The sequence below is a fragment of the Cupriavidus sp. WS genome (genome assembly GCF_000395345.1).
Lineage (GTDB): Bacteria > Pseudomonadota > Gammaproteobacteria > Burkholderiales > Burkholderiaceae > Cupriavidus > Cupriavidus basilensis_B.
This window is the reverse complement of record NZ_AQPL01000290.1, coordinates 1-11,518: the sequence shown is the minus strand read 5'-3', so window position 1 is coordinate 11,518 and position 11,518 is coordinate 1. Positions and strand designations below refer to the sequence as shown.

At 72.5% G+C, this 11,518-nt stretch carries 10 protein-coding genes; 2 read left to right on the top strand and 8 right to left on the bottom strand.

All coding sequences use genetic code 11. The features are described from left to right. Nucleotides 1–1,107 (bottom strand): ExeM/NucH family extracellular endonuclease (locus tag K206_RS39020; protein ID WP_155888185.1); only part of this gene is annotated, 1,107 nt, incomplete at its 3' end. A 407-nt stretch (nucleotides 1,108–1,514) separates the two neighbouring features. Between K206_RS39020 and K206_RS0123015 the strand changes: the two genes are divergently transcribed. Together K206_RS0123015 and K206_RS0123010 are read left to right on the top strand one after the other, a co-directional pair. Beyond that, nucleotides 1,515–2,138, top strand: coding sequence for an HAD family hydrolase (locus tag K206_RS0123015; RefSeq protein ID WP_020204749.1), 624 nt, complete (start codon nucleotides 1,515–1,517; stop codon nucleotides 2,136–2,138). A 60-nt stretch (nucleotides 2,139–2,198) separates the two neighbouring features. After that, nucleotides 2,199–2,831: a phosphatidylcholine/phosphatidylserine synthase gene (locus K206_RS0123010; protein ID WP_029043969.1), complete on the top strand. Its 633-nt coding sequence runs from the start codon at nucleotides 2,199–2,201 to the stop codon at nucleotides 2,829–2,831. Nucleotides 2,832–2,909: 78 nt separating this feature from the next. Here K206_RS0123010 and K206_RS0123005 read toward each other — a convergent pair whose 3' ends face one another. The 7 genes from K206_RS0123005 to K206_RS0122975 form a co-directional block, all read right to left on the bottom strand. Continuing rightward, nucleotides 2,910–4,361: an aldehyde dehydrogenase family protein gene (locus K206_RS0123005; RefSeq protein ID WP_020204747.1), complete on the bottom strand. Its 1,452-nt coding sequence runs from the start codon at nucleotides 4,359–4,361 to the stop codon at nucleotides 2,910–2,912. A 269-nt stretch (nucleotides 4,362–4,630) separates the two neighbouring features. After that, nucleotides 4,631–6,469 (bottom strand): hybrid sensor histidine kinase/response regulator, encoded by a 1,839-nt coding sequence (locus K206_RS0123000; protein WP_020204746.1) that lies wholly within the window; start codon nucleotides 6,467–6,469, stop codon nucleotides 4,631–4,633. Between the two features lie 3 nt (nucleotides 6,470–6,472). After that, nucleotides 6,473–7,168 carry a response regulator transcription factor gene (locus K206_RS0122995; protein WP_020204745.1) on the bottom strand — a complete coding sequence of 232 codons (696 nt, stop codon included), beginning with the start codon at nucleotides 7,166–7,168 and terminating at the stop codon, nucleotides 6,473–6,475. Between the two features lie 523 nt (nucleotides 7,169–7,691). Continuing rightward, the gene (locus K206_RS0122990; RefSeq protein ID WP_020204744.1) at nucleotides 7,692–8,579 is read right to left on the bottom strand and encodes a phosphodiesterase; all 888 of its coding nucleotides are present in this window, start codon (nucleotides 8,577–8,579) and stop codon (nucleotides 7,692–7,694) included. 66 nt (nucleotides 8,580–8,645) lie between these two features. Further along, the gene (locus K206_RS0122985) at nucleotides 8,646–9,713 is read right to left on the bottom strand and encodes an ABC transporter ATP-binding protein (protein WP_020204743.1); all 1,068 of its coding nucleotides are present in this window, start codon (nucleotides 9,711–9,713) and stop codon (nucleotides 8,646–8,648) included. Beyond that, nucleotides 9,706–10,587, bottom strand: a complete 882-nt coding sequence (locus tag K206_RS0122980) for an ABC transporter permease (RefSeq protein WP_029043967.1) — start codon at nucleotides 10,585–10,587, stop codon at nucleotides 9,706–9,708. Before K206_RS0122980 ends, K206_RS0122985 begins: the two co-directional genes overlap by 8 nt. Nucleotides 10,588–10,601: 14 nt before the next feature. Next, nucleotides 10,602–11,417 (bottom strand): iron ABC transporter permease, encoded by an 816-nt coding sequence (locus K206_RS0122975; protein WP_020204741.1) that lies wholly within the window; start codon nucleotides 11,415–11,417, stop codon nucleotides 10,602–10,604. Between the last annotated feature and the right edge of the window lie 101 nt (nucleotides 11,418–11,518).

Here is an 11,518-nt window from a genome sequence, read left to right as displayed (position 1 = left end):
GGGCCGGCCCGCCAGTTGCACCGCGCGGCTGTCGTAGAGCAGCCCGACCGCGATGGCGTCGCCGCCGAGGCTGACCCCGCCGGGGTCGACCACGCGCCAGTCCGGCCCCATCCGCGCCGCCAGCCGGTGGATGGCGCTGCCGGCGCCGAAGCCGTCGTTCTCGATTTCCATGAGGCCGATCACGTCGGCGTCGAGCGCGCGCAGCGCGGCCAGCAGCTTGGCTTCCTGGCGGGCGAACTCGGCCGCCGAGGCCGCGCCGCGGTTGGCGGGGTCGTCGAAGCCGCCGCCCTTGCCGTCGCCGGTGAAGTAGTTCTGCAGGTTGAAGGCGGCCACGCGCAGGTCGCTGCCGGCCGCGCGCAGCGGTGCGCCGGCGCGCGGGTTGGCCGCCACGAAGCGCGGCGGCGGCGCGTCCGGCAGCGGCTGCACGCGCCAGCCGCCGTAGCGCCAGTCCAGCACGCCTTGCACGCCGGCCACCGTGGCGCCGGCGCGCAGCGTGTTGGCGGTGCTCAGGCCCGGCGCCGGATGGATGACCGTGGCCGGGTTCTGGCGGCTGGAGCCGTCGTCCAGCGCCAGCCGGTTCAGCGCGTTGGCGGCGGCCTGCGCCCGGGCGCCGTCGCCGGGCGCGGCGACGCTGGTGGGGATCGGCAGGCGGCCGTTGCTGAGCACCACGCTGCCGTAGCGGCCCAGCTCGTAGGTGTCGCTTACGGTGAGCGCCTGCGGCAGGCGCACCAGCATGCCCGCGTGGGCGGCCGGCGCCTCCGCGTGCGCGAACGGCAGCGCGATGTCCACCGGCGTGAGCGGCCGGTCCCGCGCGCAGACCGTGGCCGCGCCCGACAGGCGCAACTGCATCTGGCCGGCGCGCTGCTCGACGGTGCCGTCCAGCCGCACGAGGTCGCCGGCGCGCATGCCGGCGCGCGGCGCGGACACGAACATGCCGTCCGAGATGCCGGGGCGGCGCTGGCGCTGCGCGTCGTCCTGCTGGACGAAGAAGCCGGCGAAGCCGTTGCCGCCGGTGTAGTCGGCGCTGACCACGGCTTCGAGCGTGACGCGGCGGCCGACCGAGGACGCGCCGGCCGCGCGCAGCTCGGCGATGGCCGTGGCGGGCATGCCGCACTGGGCCGCGCGCGGCGCGGCATGGGCGGGCAAGGCAAGCCACGGCGCCGCCAGGCAGGCCCAGGCGAGGCCGGCACGGGCAAGGCGCCGGAACGGAGACGACGCGGGCGGCGCGGGTGATTCTGGTGACGGTGGCGCCGACAACGCCGACAACGCGGATGGCGCGGATGGCGCGGATGGCGCGGGTGGCGCGGGCGGAAACGGCAGGGCGGACGGCGGAGGCATCGGGCGCATGGCTTGGGCCGGCTGGCGGCAGAGGTCGCGATGCCTTCAGCGTATGGCGCGCGGCGCGCCGGTTCGCTGAGAAAAATCTCATTTTGGTCCGCCGCACGGTTTGCCGTCGACAGACTCTGCGAGAATGCCTGCTATTCCGCTGACTTCCGCCCGCCTGGCGAGATCCCGTGACCGTCAATGCCGTCGTGTTCGATTTTGGTGGCGTCCTGTTCGACTGGAACCCCGAATACCTCTACCGCGAACTGATTCCCGATGCCGCGCAGCGCGCGCGCTTCCTGTCGGAGGTCTGCTCGCCCGCGTGGAACCTGCGCCAGGACGCGGGCCGCCCGCTGCGCGAGGCGACCGAGCAGCTCGTCGCCGAGCATCCCGCGCAGGCGGGCCTGATCCGCGCGTTCTACGGCCGCTGGCCGCAGATGCTGCGCGGCCCGCTGGATGCCGGCGTGGACCTGCTGGGCCGCCTGCATGCCGCCCGCGTGCCGCTGTTCGGCCTGACCAACTGGTCCGTCGAGACCTACCCGCACGCGCAGCGCATGGGCGATTTCCTGCACGTGTTCCGTGACATCCTCGTGTCCGGCGAGGTGGGCGTGGCCAAGCCCGACCCGGCCATCTACCGCCTCATGCAGGCGCGCGTCGGCAGGCATCTGCCGGGCATCGCGCCGCACGAGATGCTGTTCATCGACGACAACGCGGCCAACGTGGCCGCCGCCGCCGCGCTCGGCTGGCAGGCGGTGCACCATGTCGGCGCCGCCGGCACCGAGCTTGCCCTGCGCGAGGCGGGCCTGCGTTTCTAGCGGCGGGCTCGCGCCTTGCGAGCCATCGCCACATGCCAACGGACCCAGGAGCTCGCCAGGATGGCTTCGACACCGGAACGTCCCAAGCATTTCTCCATGCTGCGCGAGATGCAGCTCGCCGACCTGTTCACGCTGGGCAATGCCGCCTGCGGCATGGCGTCGGTCTTCTTCGCCATGTTCTACGTGGCCACGCGCGCGCCGGCGCATTTCTACGCGGCCGCCGCGCTGGCGCCCGCGGCATTCCTCTTCGACGTGCTGGACGGCCGCATCGCGCGCTGGCGGCACCAGCACTCGGCGCTCGGCCGCGAGCTGGACTCGCTGGCGGACATCATCTCGTTCGGCGTGGGGCCGGCCGCGCTGGCGTTCGCGGCGGGCATGCGCGGCGGCTGGGACATGGCCGCGCTGATCTACTTCGTGTGCTGCGGCGTGAGCCGGCTGGCGCGCTTCAACGTGACCGCCGAGACCTTGTCCGCGGGCGCCGACAAGGTGGCCTACTTCGAGGGCACGCCGATCCCCACCAGCGTGCTGCTGACCGGCGTGCTGGCGTGGTGCGCATGGCGCGAGCGGCTCGGCGACGCGCTGTTCGGCGGGGTGTGGACCATCGGCCCGGCGGACCTGCATCCGCTGGCACTGCTGTTCGTGCTGTCGGGCTCGCTGATGATCAGCAAGACGCTGCGGATTCCGAAGATCTAGCGCGCGCGGTCGCAAGACGTGCGGCGCGGGGCGGGATATTCACGGCCGCGCGCGCCACTGCCCGCCCCGCTGGGCCGCCTACTGCCGCAGCGCCAGCCAGATCGCCTTGGGCTCGGTGAAGTTGTCGATGGCCGCGTCGCCGTGCTCGCGCCCCAGGCCCGAATCGCCGGCGCCGCCCCAGGGCAGGCGCACGTCGGTGTGGCCGTAGGTGTTGATCCACACGGTGCCCGCGCGCAGTTCGCCGGCCACCTGGTGGACGCGGCCGATGTCCGCGCTCCACACGCCGGCGGCCAGGCTGAAGGCGGTGCCGTTGGCGATGCGCACGGCGTCGGCTTCGTCCTCGAAGCGGATCACGCTGGCCACCGGGCCGAAGATCTCTTCCTGCGAGATGCGCATCTCGTGCTCGACGTTGGCGAACACCGTGGGCGCCACGAAGTAGCCCTTGTCGCCGAGGCGCGCGCCGCCGGTGACGGCGGTGGCGCCCTCGCGCCTGCCGATCTCCACGTAGTCGAGCACGGTCTTCATCTGCGCGGCGGAGACCACCGGGCCCATCGTGGTGTCGGGCGAGGCCGGGTCGCCCACGCGGATCGAGCTGGCGCGCGCCGCGAGCTTTTCCACCACCTCGTCGTAGATCTCGCGCTGGGCCAGGATGCGCGAGCCCGCCGAGCAGACCTGGCCGGAGTTGAAGAAGATGCCGGAGGCGGCGGCGCGCACGGCGGCGTCCACGTTGGCGTCGGCGAAGATCAGGTTGGCGGACTTGCCGCCCAGCTCCAGCGTGACGCGCTTGAAGTTGGCCGCGGCGCCCTGCATGATGCCGCGCCCCACGCCGGGCGAGCCGGTGAAGGTGACTTTGTCGATGCCGGGGTGCGCCACCAGCGCGTTGCCCACTACGCTGCCCTTGCCGGTGACGATGTTGAGCACGCCCGGCGGCAGCCCGGCTTCCAGCGCCAGCTCGGCCACGCGCAGCGCGGTCAGCGGCGTGATCTCGGCGGGCTTGACGATCAGCGTGCAGCCGCAGGCCAGCGCCGGCGCGATCTTCCACATGCCGATCATGAGCGGGAAGTTCCACGGCACGATGGCCGCCACCACGCCGACCGGCTCGCGCACGGTGTAGGTCAGCGCGCCGGGGCGCGCCGGCACCACCTGGCCGTTGATCTTGTCGGCCCAGCCGGCGTAGTAGCGCAGCGTGTCGATCACCGCCGGCATGTCCTGGCGCCGCACCGCGGCGAGCGGCTTGCCGGCGTCCAGGCTTTCCAGCGCGATGAGTTCCTCCTGGTGCAGCTCGAGCAGGTCGGCCAGGCGGTACAGGATGCGGCCGCGCTCGGCGGCGCGCATGCCGTTCCAGACCTTGAGCGCGGCGCGCGCGGCCGCCACCGCGAGGTCGACGTCGGCGGCGCTGCCCTGCGCCACCAGCGCGATGGGCGCCTCGGTGGCGGGGTTGAGGTCGGTGGAGTATTCGCCGGTGCCGGGCGGCTGGCGCTTGCCGTCGATCAGCAGGTCGTGTCGGGGCAGTTCGGGCTGCGTGCTCATGGTCGCTCCTCGCTTGGGTCGGTGGAACCGGGCGGCACGGTGACGCGGGGCGCATGCGGCTTGCCGGAGCCCGTGCCTGCTGTCATGCATGCAGTGTGGGCGGGCGCCGGCTCTAAGTCCAATTAATAGGATGGATTGATTAATACGAAATTTGCATGAGTCGGGCAAGCGCGCGCCGCGGCGGCACCGGCCCGCGCACCGCAGCCGCGCCGCTGGTCGTACCGCAGCGGCACCTTGGTCACACCTCGGCAGCACCTCGGCCGCGCACCTCAGCCATGCGCCCGCATGCCGGCCGCGCGCGGGATCTCGGGCCGCCAGCCGGCTTCGCTCAGCAGCGCCGTCATGGCCGTGTGCAGGTGCTGCGCCACCACCGGCTTGTGCAGCAGCGCCGCGCTGTCGGCATGGACGCTGCGCAGGCGGTCCGGCGCGGTGTCGCCGGTGATGATGACGGTGGGGATAGGCCGGCCCAGCCGCGCGCGGATGGCTTCCATCGCCTGGCTGCCGGTGCGCTCGCCGCGCAGGCGGTAGTCGGCCAGCAGCAGGTCGGGCTTGAAGTCGTCGAGCGTGTCCAGCGCTTCGTCCTCGGACTCCACCGCGAGGCAGGCGGCCTGCCAGCTTTGCAGCAGTTCGCGCATGGCGGTGCGGATGTCAGGGTCGTCGTCGAGCACCAGCACGCGCAGCCCGTTCAGCGCGGGCCGCGGCAGCAGGCCGGCGGCGATGTCGTCCGGCGCGTCCTCGGGCTGCGCGGCCTGCATGGCCTGCGTGGCATGGCCCATGAGCGGCAGGGCGAAGCGGAACACCGAGCCACGCCCGGGGCGCGAGTTGAGCAGCACGCGGGTCGAGATGGTGCGCGCCAGGCCTTCCACGATGGCCAGCCCCAGCCCCAGCCCCTTGCGCTGGTCGCGCTCCGGGTTGCCGAGCTGGTGGAACTCGCGGAAGATCGCGCGCCGCTGGCCCAGCGGGATGCCGATGCCGGTATCCCAGACTTCCAGCACCGCCGTGTCCCGCCGCAGGCGGCACGCCACCAGCACGCCGCCCTGGCTGGTGTAGCGGATGGCGTTGGCGATCAGGTTGCGCAGGATCAGCTCGACGAGGTTGGGGTCGGCGAACACCGCGACGGTGGTGTCGCGCGTGCGGTAGAACAGGCCGCGCGCGTCGGCCTGCGGCGCGAACTCGTTCTCCAGCTTGTAGAGCATCGGCTGCAGCGGGAACAGGCGCGGCCGCGGCGTGATCACGCCGGCATCCACCTTGGAGAAGTCCAGCAGCGTGTTGAGCATCTCGCGCGCCGCGCCCGAGGCCGCCTCGATATGCGCCAGCAACTGGCGCTGCTTGTCGTTGAGCTCGGAGCGGCCCAGCGTGACCACGAACAGCCCGAGCGCGTGCAGCGGCTGGCGCAGGTCGTGGCTGGCCGAGGCCAGGAACACGGACTTGGCGCGGTTGGCTTCCTCGGCCTCGCGCTGGGCCGACTCGGCGCGCGCGGTCTGCTCGCGCAGGCGCGCGATCAGCTCCACGTTGGCGAAGCGCAGCGCGATGGCGTGGCGCGCCACGCGCGCGTAGTTGCGCGCGAACACCATCAGCACCGCCAGGTAGAGCGGCGCGCCGAGGAACATGGCCAGGTAGGCGGTGTCCCCGGTGGCGACGAAGACCGCCCACACCGGCACGATGGCCGGCACGAAGAACCCGATCGCCACCGGCAGGCACGCGGAGAACACCGCCAGCGCGGCGGCGCTCATGCCGGCGATCAGCGACAGGATGCAGATCACCGTGGCCGGGGAGCCGACGTCCATGTAGAGCCACGCGGCCAGCCCCCACAGGCCGCCGATCACCGTCAGCAGCGCCGTCATGCCGCGCGCGTAGGCGCCGGCGCCGGTCTCGCCGGTGCGGTCCGGCATGGCGCGCCGGCCGAAGTGGCCCAGCGCGCAGCACGCCGCCAGCGCGGCGGCCCAGGCGAACGCGCCGGGGTGGCGGTTGCCCACGCTCAGCCCCAGCGCGAGGATCAGCCCCGCCAGCGCGCAGCCCAGCATGGCGATGCCGAAGCTCTGGTCGATCAGTTCCATCTCCGCGGCCAGCAGGCGCGGTTCGTCATAGCGGGGAACGGGCAGCGCCATGGCTCACCTGCCGTTCTGGACCAGGCCGCGGCGCTGCGCCTCGAGCACCGCTTCGACGCGGCTGACCACGCCGAGGTGGTCGAGGATGGCCGCCACGTGGACCCGCACGGTGTTCTCCGAAAGGCCCAGGTGATGCGCGATGATCTTGTTGGAGCGGCCCAGGCTGAGCTGCTCCAGCACCTCCAACTGGCGCGGCGTCAGCGAGCTGGCCTGGTAGGCGCCGCCGCCTGCGCTGCCGGCGCCGCCCGCGCCGCCGGGGTTGCGGGACGCGCCGTCCGCGGTGCCGGCGCTGTCCGGCAGCGCGTCGAGGTCGGGGCCGAAATAGGTCTCGCCGCCGAGGACGCGGGCGATGGCCTGCTCGATCTGCACGCTGTCCGCCGATTTCGGCAGGAAGCCCGCGATCTCCTTGCGCGCCGCGTCCGGAATGGCGTCCAGCCCGGACGTGCCGGAGACGATCAGGATGCGCGCCGCCGGGAAATGCCGGCGCAGCACCTTGACGCCCTCGAGGCCGTTGAGCCCCGGCATCTGGATGTCGAGCAGGATGATGTCCACGGCCGCGCCGCGGTGGTCCTGCACCGCGCCCATGACCGAGCCGGCCTCGATGATGCCGGCCACGCTGGGGCTGTCCGCCAGCACCAGGCGCAGGCCGGTGCGGAACAGGGTGTGGTCGTCGATCAGCAGCAGTCGGGCGTTGAGCATGGGGGCGGTGAGCGGCACGGTGGCCGTGGCAGAAAGACTAAGCATAGCAAGCGCCCCGCCGCGAAGCCGCGCGCGCGATGCCGAGGGCCGAAGGGCGCATTGGACTCGATTCTTGCCGCACTGTCCATCACCCCTACCTTCGAGGGGAAAGGTTTCGCCGCCGGCCCCCGCCGATTTCCCGCCAGGCCGCGCCAGCGCTGGCTTCGCGGGGTGCCGGAGCGGCCCGGCGGCGGGCCGCACTAGTCCGGAAAGATTATTTCGCCGCCGGGGTCCCGCTGTCACCATGCAGGCGTGGGCGATTTCCGCGACTCGCTCATACCACTTTTCTTGCCCACAACCACCCGGCTGTGGGCTTTTTTTCGCCTGTACGATCCGTGCGCCTCGCGGGGTCGATCGGCGCCATTGGCGCCTCACGGCCGGCGGCGGCGCGCGCCCGATGCCGCGCTGCCCGCGCCCGTTGCCCTGCCCGCATCGCATCGCATCGTCGTGTCCGCCTCCGGCCCGCTCAACCCCGTTCAGTCGATCAGTCGATCAGCTTGCCGGCCGCGTCGAAGAACGGATGGTCCGCGCCGAACTCGCCGATCACCGCCGCGTGGCTCGCCAGCCCGTGGGCCGGATGCCACCAGTGCAGCAGGTAGCCCGGCGGCTCCATGCGGAAGCGCGAGGCCGCGCGCGGGTCGAGGTCGAGCGCGACCTGGTGCGCCGGCCCCGGCGCGGTCATGGCGATGGTGCCGCCGAAGCGGTGCACGATATGGCGATGCAGGTGCCCGCACAGCACGCGCTCCACCTGCGGATGGCGGCGCACCACGGTTTCCAGCAGGCCGGCGTTCTCCAGCCCCTGCTGGTCCATGTGGCCGATGCCGGTGTGGAACGGCGGATGGTGCAGCATCAGCAAGGTCGGCCGCGCCGGCGCCGCCGCCAGCGTGGCTTCTAGCCACGGCAGCGCGGCCGGCTCGACGCGCCCGCCCGGCTGGCCCGGCACCGTGCAGTCGAAGGCCACCAGCCGCAGCGGGCCGGCGTCCACGCTGTAGTGGACGGGCGCGTCGCCGTCGCCGTTGGCGAACAGGTAGGCGTGGTCGGCGAACACGCGGCGCAGCGAGGCGCGGTGATCGTGGTTGCCCGGCAGCAGGTGCAGCGGCAGCGGCAGGCCGGCCAGCAGGCCGCGCAGGAAGCGGTATTCCGCCTCGCTGCCGAAATCGACGAGGTCGCCGGTGACGATCACCGCGTCGGGCCGCTGCGGCGCGGCCAGGATGGTGTCGATGCAGCGCCGCAGCGCGCCGGCGGTATCCACCATGCCGTAGGACAGCTTGCCGCCGGCCTTGATGTGCAGGTCGGTGATGTGGGCCAGCAGGTAGCCGCCGGCGTCGCTGCCGGGGGCGCCTGCGGCGGGGTCTTGGTTCGGGGTGTTCATGTGTGGCTTGTGCGGTGCGGATGCGGTGCGGATGCGGTGCCGATGCGGTATTCGTCGCCCGTTGCTTCAGGCGGCGCGCGCTTGCGCCAGCGTGATCAGGTGGCCGGTGTCGAGGCGCAGGCCGACGCGGTCGCCCGGGTGCCAGCCGTCGCGCCGCGTGGTGTCCACCACCAGCGGCGCCGGCGCGCCCACGTCCACCAGCAGGCGCGTGTAGTTGCCGAGGAACAGCGCCGTCACCACCGCGCCGCCCAGGTGCGCGTCCTCGGGCCGCGCCAGCGCCACGTCCTCGGGGCGGAACAGCAGTTCGGCGTTCTGCGCGGCGGCTACATTGGCCACATCGGCCGCGCACGGCACCAGGCCGCCGGGCACGCGCCAGGCGTTGCCTTCCAGCGCGGCCGGCAGGCGGTTCATGGTGCCGATGAAGTCCGCCACGAAGGCGTTGGCCGGCGCGCGGTAGATCTGCTGCGGCGTGCCGGCCTGGGCGATGCGGCCGCGGTCCATCACGATGATGCGGTCGCCCAGCGCCATCGCCTCGGCCTGGTCGTGGGTGACGTAGACCGCGGTGATGCGCAGGCTGCGCAGCAACTGGTTGATGTCGGCGCGCAGCGCATCGCGCAGCTTGGCGTCGAGCGCGGTGAGCGGCTCGTCGAGCAGCAGCACGCGCGGCTGCACGGCGATGGCGCGCGCCAGCGCCACGCGCTGGCGCTGGCCGCCGGAGAGCTGGTCGACGCGGCGCCCGGCGAACGGGCCGAGGTGCATCATCGCCAGCATCTCGTCCACGCGGCGGCGGCGCGCGGCGGCATCCACGCGGCGCACGCGCAGGCCGTAGGCGATGTTCTCCGCCACCGTCATGTTGGGGAACAGCGCGTAGCTCTGGAACACCATGCCCACGCCGCGCCGCTCGATCGGCAGCGGCGTGACGTCGTTGTCGCCGAACATGACCACGCCGCCGGCGTCGGGATATTCCAGCCCGGCGATGATGCGCAGCGTGGTGGTCTTGCCGCAGCCCGAAGGCCCGAGCAGGACCACGGTCTCGCCGGCGCCGATCTCCAGGTCGAGCGGCTCCAGCGCCAGCGTGCCGTCGGCAAAGGTCTTGCCGCAGCGGTGCAGCGTGATGGGAGTGGGTTCATGCATGGCGGGCCTCGGAAGCGGGAAGCGGATCGGCGCCGGCAAGGCTCTCGGCCACGGCGTCGTCGGCGGGCGGCCGGTGCCGGCGGGCGCGCGCGCCGAGCGCGCTTGCGGCCTGCATCAGCACCAGCAGCGGAATGATCATGAAGAAGAACACGATGGTGTAGGCCGAGCCGATCTCCAGCCGCATCGAGGCATAGCTGTCGGCCAGCCCCACGGGCAGCGTCTGGGTGGTGGGCGTGTGCAGCATCCAGGTCAGGTTGAACTCGCCCACCGACAGCGTGACCACCATCAGCGCGCCGGCCAGGATGCCCTGGCGGCAGTTGGGCAGCACCACCGTGAAGAAGCGCTGGACGCGCGTGGCGCCCAGGCTGGCGGCGGCGTCCTCGAGCGTGCGGATGTCGATGGCCGACATGATGGCCAGCACCGAGCGCACCATGAACGGCAGCGTGAACAGCACGTGCCCGACCAGGATGAACACCCAGCTGGTGCGGAACGCCTGCCAGCCGCCGTACAGCAGGATCAGGCCCAGCGCCGTGGCCAGCCCGGGCACGGCCACCGGCAGCATCAGCAGCTCCTCGATCAGGCGCGTCACGCGCCCGCGCCGCAGCGCCATGTAGTAGGCGGCGGGCACGCCCAGCGCCAGCGTGCAGGCCAGGCAGGCCAGCGCGATGCCGAGCGACAGGAAGATGGTGTTGCGGTAGAGCGACCACACCTCCGCCAGCCAGCGCGTGGTCAGGCCGCTGGCCACGCCGATGAAGATGTTGTTGGTCAGCCCGGCCAGCACCGACAGCACCACCGGCACCACCATGAACAGGCACACCAGCAGCGCCAGGGCAAGCTGCAGCCAGTAGGCGCCGCCGCGTCGTCGTGAATGCATCATGTGCGCGCTCCTCAGGCGGTGGCGGCGACGGCGTCGCCGGAGAACCAGCGCGCCAGCGCCAGCAGGGCCCACGTCACCGTGCCGAGCAGCACGGACAGCGCCGCCGCCATGCCGAAGTTGGCGTAGTTGGTGAACTCGTTGTAGATGGTCAGCGGCAGCACGTCGAGCTGCGTGGCCAGCGTGAACGCCGTGCCGAACGCGCCCATGCTGGTGGCGAAGCAGATCGCGCCGCTGGAGATCATGGCCGGCATCAGCGCCGGCAGCATCACGTCGCGCACCACGCGCCAGCGGCCCGCGCCGAGCGAGCGCGCGGCTTCTTCCAGCGAGGCGTCGAGCTTGGCCACCGCGGCCATCACGGTCAGGATCACGCGCGGGATGGAGAAATACAGGTAGCCGACGAACAATCCCGTCAGGCCGTAGGCAAAGGTCCAGCGCTCGCCGGCCAGCCAGTCGCCGGCCATCGCCAGCAGGCCGTTGCGCCCGCCCAGCATGATGACCATGAAGCCGATCACCACGCCGGGGAAGGCCAGCGGGAAGGTCAGCATGGCCACCAGCAGCGCCTTGCCCGGCACCGCGTTGCGCTCGAGAAAGGTGCCCGTGATGCCGGCGATGACCAGCGTGGCCAGCGTCACCGCGGCCGACAGCAGCACCGTGACCAGCAGGCTGTGCAGGTAGCGCTGGCTGGAGAGCACGGTCCAGTAGACGCTGGCGCCGTCCTTGCCGGCGATGCTGATGGCCAGCAGCTTCGCCATCGGCAGGCAGAAGAAGGCCACGAACACGATCAGGGCGGGCAGGGCGAAGAGGAGAAGAGGAAAGGGCTTCTTCATGGGCTGGGCGCGCCGCGGCGCGGGCCGGTGGAGGCGGGTTCGCGCGGCGCCGGCACGGGCGCCGCGGCTGGAATCGGCGGCGGGCCGGGAAGCCCGCCGCC